The 16,792-nt window shown below is 52.8% G+C and carries 17 protein-coding genes and 1 pseudogene; 7 read left to right on the forward strand and 11 right to left on the reverse strand.

Annotated features, from left to right (window positions below; translation table 11 throughout):
- Positions 1–70: 70 nt before the first annotated feature.
- Complete coding sequence (locus tag AB1656_03815) at positions 71–1,324, reverse strand: HlyD family efflux transporter periplasmic adaptor subunit (protein ID MEW6234490.1); 1,254 nt, start codon at positions 1,322–1,324, stop codon at positions 71–73.
- A gap of 526 nt (positions 1,325–1,850) precedes the next feature.
- Here AB1656_03815 and dmeF point away from each other — a divergent pair.
- Positions 1,851–2,774 (forward strand): CDF family Co(II)/Ni(II) efflux transporter DmeF, encoded by a 924-nt coding sequence (gene dmeF, locus AB1656_03820; GenBank protein ID MEW6234491.1) that lies wholly within the window; start codon positions 1,851–1,853, stop codon positions 2,772–2,774.
- 315 nt (positions 2,775–3,089) lie between these two features.
- On the forward strand, positions 3,090–3,638 hold the full coding sequence (locus tag AB1656_03825) for a prepilin-type N-terminal cleavage/methylation domain-containing protein (protein ID MEW6234492.1): 549 nt from the start codon (positions 3,090–3,092) through the stop codon (positions 3,636–3,638).
- Between the two features lie 170 nt (positions 3,639–3,808).
- Here AB1656_03825 and AB1656_03830 read toward each other — a convergent pair whose 3' ends face one another.
- The 5 genes from AB1656_03830 to AB1656_03850 all read right to left on the reverse strand — a co-directional run bounded on the left by AB1656_03830 (position 3,809) and on the right by AB1656_03850 (position 9,633).
- The gene (locus tag AB1656_03830; protein MEW6234493.1) at positions 3,809–5,332 is read right to left on the reverse strand and encodes a glycoside hydrolase family 172 protein; all 1,524 of its coding nucleotides are present in this window, start codon (positions 5,330–5,332) and stop codon (positions 3,809–3,811) included.
- Positions 5,333–5,438: 106 nt separating this feature from the next.
- The gene (locus tag AB1656_03835) at positions 5,439–6,305 is read right to left on the reverse strand and encodes a polysaccharide deacetylase family protein (GenBank protein MEW6234494.1); all 867 of its coding nucleotides are present in this window, start codon (positions 6,303–6,305) and stop codon (positions 5,439–5,441) included.
- 82 nt (positions 6,306–6,387) lie between these two features.
- Positions 6,388–7,536 (reverse strand): alpha/beta hydrolase-fold protein, encoded by a 1,149-nt coding sequence (locus tag AB1656_03840; GenBank protein MEW6234495.1) that lies wholly within the window; start codon positions 7,534–7,536, stop codon positions 6,388–6,390.
- Positions 7,537–7,634: 98 nt separating this feature from the next.
- A complete protein-coding gene (locus AB1656_03845) occupies positions 7,635–8,228 on the reverse strand; it encodes a prepilin-type N-terminal cleavage/methylation domain-containing protein (GenBank protein ID MEW6234496.1) in 594 nt (197 codons plus the stop codon).
- Between the two features lie 85 nt (positions 8,229–8,313).
- On the reverse strand, positions 8,314–9,633 hold the full coding sequence (locus AB1656_03850; protein MEW6234497.1) for a Gfo/Idh/MocA family oxidoreductase: 1,320 nt from the start codon (positions 9,631–9,633) through the stop codon (positions 8,314–8,316).
- Positions 9,634–9,968: 335 nt separating this feature from the next.
- Between AB1656_03850 and AB1656_03855 the strand changes: the two genes are divergently transcribed.
- From AB1656_03855 to AB1656_03875, 5 genes and pseudogenes are all read left to right on the forward strand, one after another.
- Positions 9,969–10,241 (forward strand): hypothetical protein, encoded by a 273-nt coding sequence (locus AB1656_03855; GenBank protein MEW6234498.1) that lies wholly within the window; start codon positions 9,969–9,971, stop codon positions 10,239–10,241.
- A 147-nt stretch (positions 10,242–10,388) separates the two neighbouring features.
- Positions 10,389–10,679: pseudogene (locus tag AB1656_03860) on the forward strand (type II toxin-antitoxin system RelE/ParE family toxin).
- A 9-nt stretch (positions 10,680–10,688) separates the two neighbouring features.
- Positions 10,689–10,982, forward strand: a complete 294-nt coding sequence (locus tag AB1656_03865; GenBank protein MEW6234499.1) for an addiction module antidote protein — start codon at positions 10,689–10,691, stop codon at positions 10,980–10,982.
- Positions 10,983–11,147: 165 nt separating this feature from the next.
- Entirely contained in the window at positions 11,148–11,732 is a 585-nt protein-coding gene (locus AB1656_03870; protein ID MEW6234500.1) for a hypothetical protein, read from the forward strand.
- Entirely contained in the window at positions 11,729–13,411 is a 1,683-nt protein-coding gene (locus tag AB1656_03875) for an ATP-binding protein (protein MEW6234501.1), read from the forward strand. Before AB1656_03870 ends, AB1656_03875 begins: the two co-directional genes overlap by 4 nt.
- Before the next feature lie 94 nt (positions 13,412–13,505).
- Here AB1656_03875 and AB1656_03880 read toward each other — a convergent pair whose 3' ends face one another.
- The 5 genes from AB1656_03880 to AB1656_03900 all read right to left on the reverse strand — a co-directional run bounded on the left by AB1656_03880 (position 13,506) and on the right by AB1656_03900 (position 16,673).
- Positions 13,506–13,706, reverse strand: a complete 201-nt coding sequence (locus AB1656_03880; GenBank protein ID MEW6234502.1) for a hypothetical protein — start codon at positions 13,704–13,706, stop codon at positions 13,506–13,508.
- Between the two features lie 359 nt (positions 13,707–14,065).
- Positions 14,066–14,542 carry a hypothetical protein gene (locus AB1656_03885; protein MEW6234503.1) on the reverse strand — a complete coding sequence of 159 codons (477 nt, stop codon included), beginning with the start codon at positions 14,540–14,542 and terminating at the stop codon, positions 14,066–14,068.
- A 237-nt stretch (positions 14,543–14,779) separates the two neighbouring features.
- Positions 14,780–15,112, reverse strand: coding sequence for a hypothetical protein (locus AB1656_03890; protein ID MEW6234504.1), 333 nt, complete (start codon positions 15,110–15,112; stop codon positions 14,780–14,782).
- A 175-nt stretch (positions 15,113–15,287) separates the two neighbouring features.
- Positions 15,288–16,100, reverse strand: a complete 813-nt coding sequence (locus AB1656_03895; protein ID MEW6234505.1) for a FliA/WhiG family RNA polymerase sigma factor — start codon at positions 16,098–16,100, stop codon at positions 15,288–15,290.
- Positions 16,101–16,190: 90 nt separating this feature from the next.
- Positions 16,191–16,673, reverse strand: a complete 483-nt coding sequence (locus AB1656_03900; protein ID MEW6234506.1) for a hypothetical protein — start codon at positions 16,671–16,673, stop codon at positions 16,191–16,193.
- Between the last annotated feature and the right edge of the window lie 119 nt (positions 16,674–16,792).

The following is a 16,792-nucleotide window of genomic DNA, read 5'->3' on the forward strand; positions in this document are numbered from 1 at the left end:
TTTTTTGAAGAACATATTTTTATCCTATCGATATAGATACGAAGATTTGTTTGGATTTATTTCGAATGGTTCATCTTAATCGGACGCGATCTTCTTTATCGTACTCTTTCATATCCGACAGAATTATACGGTCGCCTTCTTTCAGACCTTCCAAAATCTCGACGGTATTGACGGAATTGCGGCCCAGCTGAACTCGCGTCCGCTGCGCTTCAGGACGTTCGGGATCGAGTTTGAAGACGCTGATGGCGGCGTTGGTTTGAGCGAAGACGGGTCGTCCAACATACAAAATATTCGTCATTTTCTCGATTTCAATATATCCGTCCAGCGTTTGGTCCGGGCGCGCGCCCGCCGGAAGCGAATCGTCCAAAGCCACGTCTACGTTGACCGTTCCTTCCTGAACCGAGGGATCGATGCGGATGACATGCCCCTTCAAGATGGAACTGCGCAGATCGATTTTCGCCGGAAGACCGATTTTCACTTCCCGCGCCTGGTTTTGTTCGATGCGCAGCACTGCTTTCAGCTTCGTAGGATCGGAGACCTTGGCTAAGTTTGTTGACGGAGTTACTTGATGGCCTTCTTCCACCAGCATCTGCTCCAACACGCCGCCGAATCCCGCTTTTACCTGGAGCGATTGGACCTGCCGTTCTTTCAGCGCCAGGTAAGCGCTGGCTTGTTCCACTAGCGCTTGAGACACTTCCAGTTCTTTTTTGGAAAGCCGCCGCTGAACGGTAATGCGCTTTTCCTCGATGATTTTCAACTTGGCCAACTCTTCCGCTCGCACTTTGGATACTTGCAATTGCAGATCGGAAATCAAACCGTTTTGGGCCAGTTCTTCATCCGCTTTGGCTTTGAGCTTGGCTTCGGCCAGGTTGGCTTCCATCTGTGCGGAAGAACTTTCCAGGTTCAGCAATTGGTTTTCCAACTCCACTTCTTTCGCCGCCAACCTGGATTCCTCCGACTGGAGTTTCAACTGAGCGTCATCCAAATCCAATTGCAATTCGGGATTGCTCAGTTCGATAATCACCGTTTCTTTCGTTACGAATGTTCCCGGCCGCACGAGTATATTTTCCACTCGCCCATTGGTTTCAGGCGCCACCCAGCGAATATCGGTGGGAACCAGGCTGCCCGGCCCCCGCACTTCACGCAGCATATCGCCGCGCTTCACGGCATCGATCCAGACGGTAGAGCGTTCCACCGTAGGCGCAGCCGGTTCCAAGCGGGAAAGAGCGGCGGTAACGCCGCCGATTACGATCAAGGTTAAGACAACGGCGAGAGTGCGCCGGATAATGCGTTTGCGTCTGGAAGATTCGCGAGGTATATCCATAATTCTCATCTCCTTCGATCACCGCTAAAAGGCAAGGATCGTTCCAATGGCGATAAGTTTAACGAATTCATCCTGTTCGATAATTCCTACCTTCGAAAACGAGAGGCAATTCCTAGCTGGCCATGTCCGATAACGGACAGGAAAACGTCCGGCGCCGGACGCTATTCGGAGAATCACGCAGTATAAATTAGGTTTACGAAAAGGAATGCGCATGACTTTACAGTATGGTTACCTTGCGAAAAAAACAGATTCGAATATATAAATATTCATTGTAAATCGAGCGCGCCGCCGGTATTTTTTATAATAAGAGCCTCTTGCAAAATTCCATTATTCCTCCCCCATGCTTGGGGGACGTTAGGAGGGGGTTGCTTTAAGTCTAATATAATCAACCCCCCTTAACTCTCCCCAAGCATGGGGGGAGAATTAAAAAAGCGGACCTTATCATTTTTGCAAGAGCCTCATAAAAGAAATCGCCGAATGATATTCTTGAAAAACGATATTCGATTTGGACAAAGGATGCTATTCAATGCAAATATCCGCTTCTATTAACGACTGGCGCCACACCCATGCGTTTGATGAAGGCAATCCCTTGGCCGAGAGAAACGCGCGTTGGGCTGTGGCGTTGACAACCGTAATGATGATCGCCGAGATTGCCGGGGGGTGGGCGTACAACTCGATGGCGGTGTTGGCGGACGGTTGGCATATGAGTTCCCACGCTTTGGCGCTCGGACTGTCGGTGTTGGCGTACGGGACCGCCCGCCGCTTTGCCCGCGACGAACGATTCGCCTTCGGCACATGGAAAATTGAGGCGCTTGGCGGATATACCAGCGCCGTCTTTCTCGCAGGCGTCGCCGGATTGATGCTCTATCAGTCCTTTGAGCGCCTGATCTCGCCGACGCCGATACAATATAACCAGGCCATTGCGATCGCCATATCCGGCCTGCTGGTCAATCTTGCCTGCGCGCAGATGCTCAAGGACGATCGTGAACTTCACCACGACCGCCATCATCGCGACATGAACCTACGTTCCGCCTATCTGCATGTCCTTGCCGACGCCTCCACATCGGCGCTTGCCATTTTGGCTCTGATCGGCGGCAAATTTTGGGGCGCCGATTGGCTCGATCCGGCCATGGGCATTGCGGGCGCCGTACTTGTCGCAGTATGGGCTTATGGATTGTTGCGCGATACCGGGCGCGTCCTGCTCGACGCCGAAATGGATGCTCCCGTCGTGGCCAAAATCCGGAAAGCCATCGACGCAAGATCGGAGAAGATCGACATCACGGACCTGCACGTATGGCGCGTCGGAAAAAGCAAGTATGCCTGCATCCTTTCGCTCGCCGTGACGGACGCCGCCGTTCCGGACGAATTCCGGCGGCTGCTAAGCATCCACGATGAACTGGCGCATGTCACCGTAGAAGTAAACCAACGCCAAGGATTGCAAAGCACATGACGGGCCGATCGCCCTATCGGCTTTGGCCCTCTCTATTCCTAACGCCCCTATCACCGGAACAATCCTCATCGCGATTTTAACGGTACAGAAATCAACCCGCCGTTGAAACGGCGGGCTATTATCGTTAGCCCCTTTAAAGGGGCATTCCGTTAATAAAAATATTCCACGAAGATTCGATTGCTTATCCGCCTAACTCATGATACTTTATTATGTCATCGAATTTCCGAAAAATGATAAACTCGTTAGGCGCATTGGCAGAAAACGAGAAGGAATAATGCTTTTTTTGCGAATCAATGACTATTGGGGAGAACGAAAATGTCCAATAAAGGTTTTACTCTCATCGAATTGCTGATCGTCGTGGCCATCATTGGCATCCTAGCCGCCATCGCCGTTCCCAATTTCTTGAACGCGCAAGTGCGGGCCAAAATATCCCGCGTCGTTTCCGAAGAGCGCTCCATCGCCGAAAGTTATCTTATGTATAGATTAGACCGAGGCGCCTATCCCCCGCACATTGACGGCGATCCCGCTCAGCACCGCTTCGTTACGACGCCTATTTCCTATCTCACGTCCTCCGTCGCCGACATCTTCGCCGATCCCAAACGCAAAGGCGAATGGCCTTGGCAATGCTGCACCGTGGGACAATATCACTGCGAACCCGCCTATTTCGCTTATAACAAAAACTCGAAAGATCCGGTGCGCAGCAACCGCCAAGCGGCGTATTTCGTTTTGAGCTACGGCCCCGACAAGGTTTTTGACGGAGAAACATACAACGCCACCAATGGCCTTACCAGTCCGGGAAACATCATCGCTCTCGTTGAAGGTCATTACAAGGACGGATTTCCCTATACCAAGGGGAATTACTGACTCTTGTTACGCATGAATGCCATTTTTCAAGGAATTTGCCGTCTTTACAATTCCTCTCCCAAGATGGGGAGAGGTTAGGTGAGGGTTGATTTGATTGAACTTATAACCCCTCACCCTAACCCTCTCCCAAAGGGCGAGGGAATAGAAATACGTAACATGCGTTATTAAGGTTATTTCTTCTCCACCCACTCCACGATGGAAAGAACCGCATTCGCCGCGTCGCGCTTATTTTGGGCGCGGATATACAGGCGGCCTAGAGCCGATTCATCCGACGAGACCGGGCATTCGAGCCATCGCCCTTCTTCGAAATGTTCGATGACGCCTAAGGAGGTTTTCCCTACCCAGACTTCCTGTTTACGCCCTCCTTTAAATTGATCGGCGTCGATGGCGTAGAGACGAACGGTTCCCACGGAGCGAGGGGGAACGGTCAATTCGATAATCAGCTCCTTGTCATCGGCGCGGCAATGGTAAACCGGAGGCCGGAAGCCGTCCCAGCTGTATCCTTTTTTCGTTTCCGCGCCGTAACCTTCTTCGGCGAAAATCACTTCTTTCTGCGGCCGGCCGCAAAGCATATAGATTTTCACGCCCTGGGTTCGCAGTTCTTCCTCCATTGGCAGTTTTTCCACGCTCGGCCACAGCGGATTTTCCGGCGCCGGGGCGCGTTCGGCGGCGGCGGGCAAGGGAGGCAGCGGCGCATGAGGTTCCCGTTGATACCAATAAACGACGGTGGAGAGTTGCAGCTCGTTTCCCGGCTTGGAAAACTCTTGGCGGAAAAAGGGATCTTCGTTTTCGCCGAAGCCGATCGTCAGGCGCAGCGAGCGATCGAACGAGATGGCATCGTTGAGAAAGAAACGATAAGCCATAGCGCCTTGGAGAAATTTACAATATCCCGTATAAGGAAATTGCACGTCCACGGGAGGAAAGCCCCAGCTAAAGCCAAAGGAATCTTCAATGCCTTGCAATTCGACGGACGGCTTCTCCTCACCGTCGATATAAAATTTCGCGTTCTCATCGACAGGATAGCCGGAGCGGCCAGGGCGGCGCACCGTGGCGTTCCAACCAATGAACTTCCCTCTTCCTTTCGCCTCCAATGCCAGATAATCCTCCTTCCCCAACAGCAATCCCTCCTGCCGCCAATAGGCGTGAAAGTAAGCGATATCGTCATCGATATTTTGATCGGTTCGGATCATCGCATAGCTGTAGCACGGCATGATTTTCCACAGTTCCTCGCCCGGCTCGACCGGTCCATCGTAGACCAACTCAATGCGGGCGGAGCGGCGGAACGGCATGGGAAAATAAGCGTTGAAGCCCCGCTGTTTATTCACCATTGCCGTATTGACTTCGTCCCGCGTTCCGGCGGGATCGCAAAAGAAATCCACCAACGGGACGTCGACGCTGGGTTCCGCTTCGCCGTCCCAATACATTTTCAACAAGAGGTCACGGTTCAATTTCAACGTCTGGGGCATGGCGAAATGGATCACGGTAATCGCCGCTGGACCAGTTGCGTCGACGACGGTTACCGTTTTCGAGGAATTGAACCGCGCCGTCAATGGAGTTTCGATCCATAAAGCGTTTTGCGCATACGTCTTGCCGGGGATCAACCGGGCCAGATCGAGAATTTCCGAGGCTTGGGTGGAAAGAGATTGAAAAAGAATGAATACGAGAATCCATCCGGTTAGGTTTTTCCTGTTCATCGCAATCCCTCCGTATGGCTTAATGGCATGTATAAATCCGAATGAAGTCGATTCCCTCTCCAAGTAATGATGGGTCAAAAAACGCGACCCATCCTACTTTTCCAAATCATTCCTTTTGGTTTAACTCTCCATAGCTCATCAGGCGGATGCTTCGTTTTTGGATAATGGACTTCACTTTCTCGCTGGTGAACGCCTTGGTAACGCCGTCGCGGTCGGCGGCTACGTTGCGGTAGCCTTCATGGCCGATGGAACGCATTTCCGGCGTATCCAGGCCGGGATGATCGATGAAAAGCCAAAGGCCAGGCTTTAGGTTTTCCAGTATCTTGCACAAGGCGGATTCTTTCTCCTGCGGCGTCATTTCGCTGCCGCCGAAGCCCCCTGCATATTTGGCGGCGGGCGCTTCAAGAGGTAAGTCGTATTCGTCGGCGAGCCGCATCGTCAACGCTTTCAATTCAGGCGTACAGACGGGCGTTCCCATGTGGGCGCTCAGATGGGTGACATTGGCGATTTTATCGATCGCCAATTCGATCTGGGCGCGCAGTTCTTTTTCCACCTCTTCAATTTTGGCGCGGGCTTCCATGAAACTGGAATGAGGCGGAAAATTTTTATTTGGGCTTGTCATGGGAAAGAAATGTCCCATCTCATCCACCAAACTGGGAGCATGAGTGATAGGCCCCCATTTGTAATACTCCCACTCGCTGGTCAAATCCAAATGAACGCCAACATCCAACTGCGGATTTTCCGCCAGCATCTTCACGGCTTCGTTAAACCAGGGCGCGGGAACCATGACCTCCACGGAACGCACGATCCCCTCGCGATAACATTGGATGCAGGCGACATTGGCGGCGTGGCAAGAGCCGATATCGTCGCCCCGCACGATCAATTGGATTTCGTTCTTGGAATCTTGGGCGCCAGCCATTGCGACGTAGCCGATAAAGAATAAAACAGCTATCAATCCCATATTTCGCTGCATTAATTTGTTCCTTTCTTCAATGGGGCAATGGTGGGCTACGCTTTGCTTTGAGCCAGCCCTACATTTCTTTCTTCTATGCTGTTCAACGGAAAAGCAGCGGGATAAACTCGGATAAATAGAGCCGCCAGACGCTCCATTGGTGGGCGCCTTCCGTCTCGTTGTAAATATGATCGATTTTATTGTCCTTCAGCGACTTGATGAAATTATGGTTTTCTTCCAGCAGAAAATCGTTCTTGCCGATGGCGATCCACAGCAGTTTCATTTGTTTATTGACGCCTTCGGCCTCGGCGGCCAGTTTGGCGACGACCGGCTCCATGCCTCTAGCGGCGGAACTGAAACCGCCCACCCAGGCGAACGTATCCAGGTTGTTCAATCCCACGAAGAGCGATTGGCCGCCGCCCATCGACAAGCCGACGATGGCGCGATTTTCGCGTCCGGGCAGAACGCGATACGCCGATTCCACCAAGGGGATAACATCGGTCATCAAATCTTTTTCGAAAGCTTCGCGGGAACGGCTCCAACGGTTGGCGCGGTCTTGTTCCATAGAAACGGGAAGCGGAACATGGCCATCGGGCATGACGACAATCATCGGCTGCGACTTGCCGTCGGCGATCAGGTTGTCGGCGACGACGTTGGCGCGTCCGATCCACATCCAATGGGAATCGTTATCGCCGCTGCCATGCAGCAGATAGAGCGCGGGATATTTCTTTTCCCCGTTCTTGAAATAATCCGGCGGCGTATAGACATGCACGCGCCGCCGTGCGCCCTCCGCCGCCGAGGAGGCGTACCAGTGTATGTTTACCGATCCGTGAGGAACATCGCGCCATTCGTCATGACGCGGCTGACCTTTGGGACCGGGCACTTCGACGTAGCCGCGCGAACCTTGGCGGTTGCCGAAGACGAAGGGGCTGGAGGGATCGGTATTGACTACGCCGTCCACATCGAAGGTATAGTCGTAAATCCCCGGCTTCAGCGGCCCTACCGTCAGGCTCCAAACGCCGTTCTCGCCCTTGGTCATCTCTTTGGAGGATGCGCCGATCTGCGATTGCATTTCGCCGCAATTCATACTTACTTTTTGAACATTAGGAGCGTAGAGTTCAAACGTGACGCGCCCGTCGTCCGATACTTGCGGGGATTTGACGGATGGACGTTCCGCCGCGCTTGCATAAAAAACATGATTGATGGCAATCGCTAAAGCCAGACCCGCGAATACAATTTTTCGGCAATGCATAATATTCTCCTCCATCGAGTTTCGAATGAATATAGATAGGTTTGAAAACGCCAACCGGCTTTTAATCATTCCAAAAAAAATCCAAAATTGCAAGCGGTTCAGGAGCCGATGCGCCAGATGCCGCCCTGGCTGACCAAGCCGTTGCTGGCGTCGTAGGGCATCAGCCAACAGGCGGTCAATTCGGCGCGCCAGCCGTAATTAATGGATGGGCCGATGGAATAGATTTGCCACGCGGCGCCCTTGAAAAGGTCTGCGAAGGGAAGTCCCGGTTCCCATGAATTGACGCCTTCGTTGTATTTGCGATTGAGAAAGAACTGCGATTTCTGATAGTTTTGAGCGTCGCTGATCGGCGTCCATCCTTTCCATTCCATTTTGCTGTTGAAGGGATCGATGGGAATGGAACTCATATAGGCGATGGGCGTGGTCAAGTGTTTGCCGCTGGAGGGTTGTTTGGCCCAATATAAGGCGAAATGAGTATAGACGCCGGACCGGGCGTCGGGAGGATACTCGTTCGTGTCCAGTTTATACATTTCCAAGGCGGTTCCGATGCTTTCGGCGTCGGCCTGGACGCGGGCGATCTTGGCTCGCGTCTGCGCATTGATGAAATTGGGAACGGCGATGGCGGCCAATACTCCAATAATAGCGACAACGATTAATAGTTCGATTAAAGTAAAACCCGCCGATTTCGGCATGATTCTTCTCCTTCGCATTCATTGTCGTTCGTTGATTATTCCCAAACCGAAATTCTCCTCTACCCTACGGCAAGAAGCGTTCTCTTTATAGGCTCCACGGCGAGCGCATGGGGCGGTTGAGCATCCAATTCGCCGCCGGATCGCCGATGAAGCGTTCCTGGTCCGGATCCCATTTCAGTTTGCGTCCCAGTTGCATGGAGATATGGCCGATATGAGCGATGGTGATGGTGCGATGGCCGACTTCCGCGGGAGCGTAACAGGGTTTGCGCGTCTTTATGCCGTCGAGAAAATTGCGCTGTTCGCCCGCCGGGCAGGTATAGAGATGGATTTCGTTTTCGCCGATTTTTTCTTGCAGGATGGAGGGCGAACTGGCTTCCAGCGGCCCGCACCACCCGGTGTTGCCGATCCAGCCTTCCGTTCCCTTGAAGCGCAGTGAAGGTTCTTTGGAAAAAACGGTCAGGGAGACGCCGTTGGCGTATTTGTAGTCGATGTGAAATTGAGTCGGCGCGTTGTATAGGCCTTCCTTGGGAAATTCGCCTTTCCCCTCCACTTCGATGGGGCCGGTATGTTCCGTATCGTTGCCCCATTGCGCTAGATCGATCATGTGGGCGCCCCAGTCGGTTAACTGCCCGCCGGAATAATCGAGAATCCAGCGGAAGTTCCAATGGCAGCGTGCGGGACAGTAAGGCGCTTCGGGTGCCTGGCCGAGCCAGAGGTCATAATCGAAGCCTTCCGGAACAGGCGCCGGATCCATGCCGGCTTTTTGGATGGAATGACCTTGCGGCAGGCCGACCTTGATGCTTTGCAGCTTGCCGATGCGTCCGTTGCGCACCAGTTCGCACATACGGTAATAGACTTCCACGGAGCGGTTTTCCGAAGCCGTTTGAAAGATGCGTCCCGTGCGCTGCATGGCGTCGCTGAGCGCCCGGCCTTCGAGAACCGTGAGGGAAAGCGGCTTTTCGCACATTACGTCTTTGCCCGCTTCGGCGGCCATGATGGCGGGAATGACGTGCCAATGGTCGGGCGTGGCGATCATGACGGCGTCGATATCTTCTCGCGCGATCAATTCGCGGAAGTCGTTGCAATCGTCGCAGCCTTTATACGTTCCCTTTGGCAGCAATTCGCCGTAACGCTCTTCGATCAGGGCTTTGGCTCCAAGGCGCCGCTTGCGATCCACGTCGCATACGGCGACGATGCGGCAGTCCGGCTCTGGCAGGAAGCGCTTGATATTGCGATTGACGCCGTGATCGCCGGTTCCGATGATTCCCAGCGCAATCCGCTCGCTAGGCGCCACGGCGCCGTCCAATCCTAACGCGGAAGAGGGGATGACGAAAGGAGCGGCGGCGGCGAAAGCGGCGCGGTATATAAAATTCCGGCGCGATAAGATGCTGCGATAAACCTTCATTTTCATTCCTCCCAAAGATGCGATTCTTTATATTTTATAAGAAATATCGGTTGGGAATAACGAGAATAACGGCTTCATAATCCTAAAAATAGTGATTAGTGACAAGTGACGAGTGATTAGTAAAAGAAATTCAGTGAGTTATAAATACTTTCCGCTCGCCTTTTGGGTAATAAGGATGCTATTACGCATTCTTATTAAAAAATAAGGATTAATATTCTCAAACAAATCGCCAACTGTTTTTTTTAGGATTATTGACTTTCATTATGAAAAACGATTTTTAGTAAAACGCAATATCCGATAACCTTCAATCCATAAACATACCTTTAGAGGGGGCTATGAACAAATGGCTAGCTCTAGCGGTCGTCGTCTGCATTGTCGCTTTAGTAGGAATCATAGTCTTCATGGGCGGCAAAAAACCTGCCAATCAATCTCCTAACGACGTCGTCGTCATGGTGGAGAAGGGCGTCGTGCGCATGGAAGGCGAGAACGAACTGACGCTTCAAGCCGGGGAAATCGGCAACGTCACTTCGGACCGCTTGGCTTCGAAAACCTTCGAAGCGGCGAAGATGGGAACTGACGCAGATAATCTACTTTCTTCCAACATTTAAAAAATACGGGCGCCACTGGCAAACAACAGCGTCGCGCTTCAAATGCACGATTATCAGTTATAATCTCTATATGTCGTAGAGTGAATATCCGTCAGTCAACCAAAGGTTTTTCTTGTTTATTATAATTCAATAAGATATAGTTTAACAATGATCGAAATTCACCAGACAGAGGCCTAAGCCCAATGGTTCGACAGTTTGCGAGACCGGCAAGCGCGAGCGCGAATTGATATTCGTATTCGCCGTTTGTCGCTGGGAAACTTCGGAGACGTTAGACCCGTCGGTGAAGGCATCTCGGAATTACGCATCGACTACGGTCCGGGTTATAGAGTATATTTCAAAATACGCGAACGTTCATTGGTAATCCTTCTTGCAGGCGGCGATAAACGCTCCCAAGAACGGGATATTTATACAGCGATCAATCTGGCGCGCGAATTGTAGGAGATTCTCATGGCAAAAACCCTAATCCAGCCTTGGGATGCGGCCGAACATTTGAAAACCAAGGAGGACATGGCTGCCTATCTGGAAGCCGCGCTTGAAGATGGCGATCCTTCAATGATAACAGCGGCCTTGGGAGACATCGCGCGGGCCAAAGGTATAACGCAAATCGCTCGCGAAACTGGCATTGAATGCGAAAGCCTCAATAAAGCGCTGTCGCCGGAAGGCCATCCGGATTTCGCCACTGTTCTCAAAATAGTGCGGGCATTGGGTCTGTGCTTACATGCCGCCACTCCGTGCGCCTAATCAAGAAAAGACTGCGCCGATTCCGCGCCGATTGCTCCGCGCGAAAAGAACAAGATCGCACAAATAAGGCATAGCCGCCATCCGCTTCGCTCGACCCGCCGCCTCTCTGGAGTATAATGAACATCGCCTTTATCGAGTCACCTAATTTCCTAATCAAGAGCGGCGATGAGCGCAGTTTTGGGCGAGATTATTTATACCAGCACCACCGAGATCGTCGGCCAGTGCGTCAGGAACCAGCCGTCTCCGGCTTACGGGTCATTCATCCGCGCCGGGCGGGATAATGCCTGCGTGGGCGTGGTCTATAACGTGGAAACCGCCAGCATCGATCCCCACCGCCGTCCTTCCGCCTTGGGCGTCCCCGAAGATCAAATCCAACAATACTATCCGCAACTAGCCGGGCTGCTGCGCTCGGAATTTCAAGCATTGCTCATCGGCTCTTTGAACGGCGGCCAATTTCTATTCGGCCTGCCCGCCATCCCGCCCGCGCTGCACGCCGAGACGCGGGAATGCGGCGACGAAGAAGTGCGGCGCATCGGCGAAGATTTGGGTTTTCTGCGCCTGCTCTATTCCTCCGGTAAATCGTCCGCGGAAGAGCTGCTAGTCAGCGCTTGCCGCCGCCTTCTGGCGGCTTATAGCTGGGAGCGGCGCTGCGCCGTGCGCATAGGCAAAGCCGTCTCGGAATTGTTTCGCGACGATTACGACTCGCTGCGGCGCATCGCGGCGCGGTTGGAAGCGGGGATGAATCCATGAAAAATCCCATTCTCGGCGTCATCACATCCGGCTCGCTGGCGGAAGGATTGGAGATGCGGCTGCATCCTTCGCATTCGGTGGAGCAGGTGCGGGCGGGAAAGTTCGTTGTGGTGGAGGGGCGCGAATTCGATTTCTTTTCCATGATTACGGATGCGCGGCTAGACGCTTCCAGCCAATCGATTCTGCGCGATCCGCCGCCGGGGGAATCGCTGCTGGCGGACGTTCTCGCGGGGGATCACACCTACGCCACCGTGTCGCTCAAGCCCATGCTGATGATGCAGCGGACGGCGGCGCAAGGGCGCATCGACCGCGAGGAGCTGCTGCGGCCGGTCAAGAGCATCCCCGCCCATTTCTCGACGGTGCGGGAAGCGTCGCGCGAGGATGTGAACCGCGTCTTCGGCGAAGAAGAGGAACGTTCGGCGCGCTATTTCAATCTGGGAGCGCCGCTGGATATGGAGAACGTCGAGGTCTGCCTGGATTTGGACCGCTTCATCGAACGCTCCAACGGCATTTTCGGTAAAACGGGTACCGGCAAAACCTTTTTGACGCGGCTGGTATTGGCCGGTTTAATTCAAGGCAACAAGGCCGTCAACCTGATCTTCGACATGCACAGCGAATACGGCTGGCAAACGCGCTCGGAAGGCGACGCGGGCAACGACGCATTCGTCAAAGGATTGAAAAACATATTCGCCGCCCGGGGCAACGTCCTCATCTGCACTCTTGATCCCGAATCGGCAAGCAAGCGAGCCGTGAAGTGGGATTTGGAGTTGCGAATCCCGCTCTCGGAAATCGAGGTGGAGGATATCGCGCCTTTGCAGGAGGAACTAAACCTGCACGCCACCGCCATCGAGACGGCGTATATCCTGCGCAATCGTTATAACAAAAATTGGATGAAAACGCTGCTGGACATCCCGCCGGAAGAGATGAAAGATAGAGCGGAAGAACTCGGCGCCAATAAAGAGAGCATGGCGGCGCTGTACCGCAAACTGCGGGCTATCCGCGATCTGCCGTTTATCGCCGATAAAGAGGAAGAAAAGATCGCAGGCGCATCTTCGAATCGCGTCAACATCGCCCGGCTTATCAACGAATTGCGCAGCGGCAAGCATATCGATCTGGAATTCGGACGCATCTCCAGCCTGCTGGCTTATCTGCTTGTCGCTAACCTCATCTCGCGGCGGATTCATCACGAGTGGGTGAAGCAGGCGGAAAAATACATGGCGAGCCAGGACGCCAAAGACCGGCCCAAGCCGCTAGTCATCACCATCGAGGAAGCGCACAAGTTTCTCAATCCCTCGGCGGCGCGGCAGACCATCTTCGGAACCATCGCGCGGGAATTGCGCAAATATTTCGTATCGCTGTTGATCGTGGATCAGCGGCCATCGGGAATCGACGACGAAATCCTCTCGCAATTGGGAACGCGCATCACGGCGCTGCTCAACGACGAAAAGGACATTCAAGCCGTATTCACGGGAGTATCCGGCGCCGCCGCATTGCGCAACGTGCTGGCCTCGCTGGACAGCAAGCAGCAAGCGCTGATCCTAGGCCACGCCACGCCCATGCCCATCGTTGTCAAAACCCGGCATTACGGAGAGGAATTTTATAAAGCCATGGGCATGAAATCCGCCGAAGAAAAAACGGACCGCCTGCGGAAGATTACGAATCTGTTTCCGGAGGGGTAGAATTGGAGGGGCTTTAGTTGTTCGGATAGTACCTATCAAATGGTGGGTTACGCTTCGCTTTGAGCCCACCCTACTACGCTGTCCAGAAACACTTTCATTGCAAATACCACTCCTCTTCGCCGGTTTCCGAATTTTCCGTCGGTTTTACGATGCCATTAAATCGCTGAAGGGTATGCCAATCTTCGCGTTTTTGAGTCGCTTTCAATTCGCGGAGTTTATCGATGGCGTCGTCGATATCGTTCGCCTGCAACTGCGCATTCGCAAGTTCCTGGCCTTCAATGATAATCCGGTTCATGATTTTTTCCTTTTCCGCCAAAGCCGCCTTTTCGACTATTTCGTCACTATTATTCTCGGTCAAATCCTTCCTTCTACCCAAAACGCGCATCCCCCGGCGATCGATGCTCAACGCGATATTCGTTTAATAACGCGAGCAATTCTTTGAAGTCCGATTGAATCTCCATAATATTGCCTGCGCAATTCTTCGACGGCGGCGATGCGCTCCTCGGGCGTTTTGCTCAGCCAATAGGCCAAATCTTCCTTGACAGAAGAGGCGTCTTGCAGACGGCATTTCTTAATCGACTTCTCTATCATATTCGCTAAGTAGGGTGGGCTCAAAGCGAAGCGAAGCCCACCGTATAACTAATAACGCAACGTTCAGCACAAATTAACGATCAACTGCACTTCCCCCTTGGTTATGCGCAGTTCTTCCGCGATTTTTTCCATTGGCCATCCCTGTTTGTGCAGGTCTATAACTTTTTCCCGCGCATGGTGCCGCGCCGCCGGCTGCTTCGTGGAGAGGGGAACGATCCGCGTGGCGGCGGATTCGGGGACGAGGGCGGGTTCTTCCAACTCCTTGAGTTTCGCTTCCAGGCGTCCGCACAATTCGCTCATGGCTTGGGTTTGGACTTGCATTTTTTTCAATTGGGATTCGGCGTAGACTTCGACTTCTTCCACCAAATGAGCCATCGCCGCTTGCAATTTTCGTAAGTCGGCGGCGGAAAAGGAAGGCAGTTCCGGCGGGCGGGAGGCGATCTCCCTCTCCAACTCCCGTACTTTCGCTTTCAAATGAAGCGTCCACAATCCCAAGCCAACGAAGGCCAGGATCAATAACGCATCGATCGCTGCGCTCATGGATTTCCCTCAATCCGCAGAAACAATTCCCAAATCACATCTAAAAATACAAATCGCTTTTAAATTTGTCGCTTTTCAAATCCCTCTCCCAAGATTGGGAGAGGTTAGGCGAGGGTTGATACTATTAGACTTATTTTTCCCTCACCCTAACCCTCTCCCATAGGGCGAGGGAACAGGAATTGCGAAAAATGAGTTATTTAAACCGGCTCGCTCCAACGCCCATAGGCGCATCGGAACTTAAGCCTGAATATCCAAAAGATTGCCATGAATGCCGTCGCGTACGCGGGGTTTGGCCGCCGCCGGTTCCTCCGGCTCCTCCTCCATCCGCTTGGCGCGCCGCCGTATGCGTTGCTTACGAATGTCGCCCCGCTGCGTATCTTCCTCGTTGATACGGTCTTTCCCTTGTTGTTCGTTGGTTTCTTGTACGGTGTTGAGCTCTTCCCGAACCTCGTCTTCGAACGTTTTGCCTACCATCGACGGCGCAAATTGAGCTTGCATACTCTGCGCCTGCTGCATTTGCTGCATCAGGGGCATATTGGCAAGCGGATTTTGGAAGTCGGCGAGAGTCATGATGGTTCTCGCTCTCCTTCCTTATCGATAAAATCGTACAAAGGCCGCCTTTCCGGCGAGCGGCAAGTTTCAGACGATATTATTATAATCTCTTTTTTGCCGCAAGTCACGTTTTTTTATGGCCGCAATAAAAAACTTCTTTTCCCGGCGATTCGCTAAGAAATCGTCCCCGCCGTCAAGTCATCATATCCTGCTGCCAGGTTTGCAATTTTCCCCGCAGCCGCAGCATGGCTTTGGTGTGCAACTGGCATATGCGCGATTCGGTAACTCCCAACACTTCGCCGATTTCGCGCAAGGTCAATTCTTCGTTGTAATACAGAACCACCACCAGACGCTCTTTGCTCGGCAGGTTCTCGATGGCCTGCGTCAAGAGTTCGACGATCTCCTCCTGTTGGATGGAATTGCGGGGATCGTCGATTTTGCGGGAAGGGGTCACGTCGCCGCGAGTGGTGGCGCCGTCGTCTGAAACACGCAACACCTCGTCCAGGGACAACAGCGTGGCCCGGCTGGCGTGATGGAGCAATTGCTGCAGCTCTTTGACGTCGATTCCCAATTTCTCCGCCAGCTCGGTTTCGTTGGCGGGACGCATCAGTTCGCCTTCCAATTCGGAAAACACGGCTTGCAGGCGATTCACCTGCTGCCGCAACGATCGGGGGATCCAATCCACCGACCGCAATTCGTCGATAATAGAGCCTTTGATGCGGGGGATGGCGTAGGTGATGAATTTCACGTCCCGCGAGGGATCGAAATTGTCGATGGCCGTCAGCAGCCCCATGACGCCGCAGGAATAAAGGTCGTCGTAATCCAACACTTCGCTTTCGATATGCGAAACGGCCAACATGCGATTGATGACGTACTTGACCAGGTGGATGTATTTTTCCGCCAATTTTTCACGCGCATCCAGGGAGCCGGTTTGGGTAAACTCCACCCAATACTTCGCTTCTTCTTCCTGCGATATTTTCTCTTTGACGACATTATAGTAGCGCATGAAATATCATACCTGGATAGACGGCCGTTTTCGATCGATCGGCGGGAAACGCCGATCGTTGACTAATTTCTCCTCCGTTCCGGCGCCTGTCTAGTCCGATTCGGAAGGGATGGTTCGCTTGGCTTCAACGCTGACTTGCTGAATATTGTTGTCTTTAATAATTTTAATCAACCGTTCCGTCAAACTGGCGCCGCCCCGCACCAGCAGCGCCCCTTCTTTGCTATAGATGGGATCGATGACTTTCATGTTGGGCGTGAGTTCGGATACGCCGACTCTCATCGCCATCCTTTGGCTGCCCATGGTTTTCAATTCGTCGATCCGCTGCTTCGCTTCCGCCCGATACGAATCGATCAACGGAGCCTCCACAATTTTTTCGTAGAGGATGCCGCATACGTAAGCCAATCCTCCGAAGGCGATGATGGCGATGATGCTGTTGCGAAACAGAAAGACGAAATTGAAGCCATGACCAATTATAGTTGCTGTACCTACAGCCAAAAAACCCGCGAGACTCACCATCGCGAACATTTGCTTCTTCACGCGCGCAATATCTCGGAATAATCTGACTTTATCCATTGTTTCATACTCTTCGATTCGACAAAACGGTTATTGTAAAAACTTGGCTGGGCCTCTCCAGCCCGAAAAGAAGCGGTGGATAACAGTTACGCTCAGTTTTCCTAATTGAATCGATACAA

It is taken from the genome of Candidatus Omnitrophota bacterium, assembly GCA_040755155.1.
Taxonomy (GTDB): Bacteria; Hinthialibacterota; Hinthialibacteria; order Hinthialibacterales; family Hinthialibacteraceae; genus JBFMBP01.

Coding starts and splice junctions, on each gene's coding strand:
- AB1656_03895 (MEW6234505.1), bottom strand. CDS start 16,100: ATGCGCTACTATAATGTCGTCAAAGAGAAAATATCGCAGGAAGAAGAA.
- AB1656_03855 (MEW6234498.1), top strand. CDS start 9,969: ATGAACAAATGGCTAGCTCTAGCGGTCGTCGTCTGCATTGTCGCTTTA.
- AB1656_03875 (MEW6234501.1), top strand. CDS start 11,729: ATGAAAAATCCCATTCTCGGCGTCATCACATCCGGCTCGCTGGCGGAA.
- AB1656_03815 (MEW6234490.1), bottom strand. CDS start 1,324: ATGGATATACCTCGCGAATCTTCCAGACGCAAACGCATTATCCGGCGC.
- AB1656_03900 (MEW6234506.1), bottom strand. CDS start 16,673: ATGGATAAAGTCAGATTATTCCGAGATATTGCGCGCGTGAAGAAGCAA.
- AB1656_03845 (MEW6234496.1), bottom strand. CDS start 8,228: ATGCCGAAATCGGCGGGTTTTACTTTAATCGAACTATTAATCGTTGTC.
- AB1656_03825 (MEW6234492.1), top strand. CDS start 3,090: ATGTCCAATAAAGGTTTTACTCTCATCGAATTGCTGATCGTCGTGGCC.
- AB1656_03880 (MEW6234502.1), bottom strand. CDS start 13,706: ATGAACCGGATTATCATTGAAGGCCAGGAACTTGCGAATGCGCAGTTG.
- AB1656_03865 (MEW6234499.1), top strand. CDS start 10,689: ATGGCAAAAACCCTAATCCAGCCTTGGGATGCGGCCGAACATTTGAAA.
- AB1656_03870 (MEW6234500.1), top strand. CDS start 11,148: ATGAGCGCAGTTTTGGGCGAGATTATTTATACCAGCACCACCGAGATC.
- AB1656_03850 (MEW6234497.1), bottom strand. CDS start 9,633: ATGAAGGTTTATCGCAGCATCTTATCGCGCCGGAATTTTATATACCGC.
- AB1656_03890 (MEW6234504.1), bottom strand. CDS start 15,112: ATGACTCTCGCCGACTTCCAAAATCCGCTTGCCAATATGCCCCTGATG.
- AB1656_03840 (MEW6234495.1), bottom strand. CDS start 7,536: ATGCATTGCCGAAAAATTGTATTCGCGGGTCTGGCTTTAGCGATTGCC.
- AB1656_03885 (MEW6234503.1), bottom strand. CDS start 14,542: ATGAGCGCAGCGATCGATGCGTTATTGATCCTGGCCTTCGTTGGCTTG.
- AB1656_03835 (MEW6234494.1), bottom strand. CDS start 6,305: ATGCAGCGAAATATGGGATTGATAGCTGTTTTATTCTTTATCGGCTAC.
- AB1656_03830 (MEW6234493.1), bottom strand. CDS start 5,332: ATGAACAGGAAAAACCTAACCGGATGGATTCTCGTATTCATTCTTTTT.
- dmeF (MEW6234491.1), top strand. CDS start 1,851: ATGCAAATATCCGCTTCTATTAACGACTGGCGCCACACCCATGCGTTT.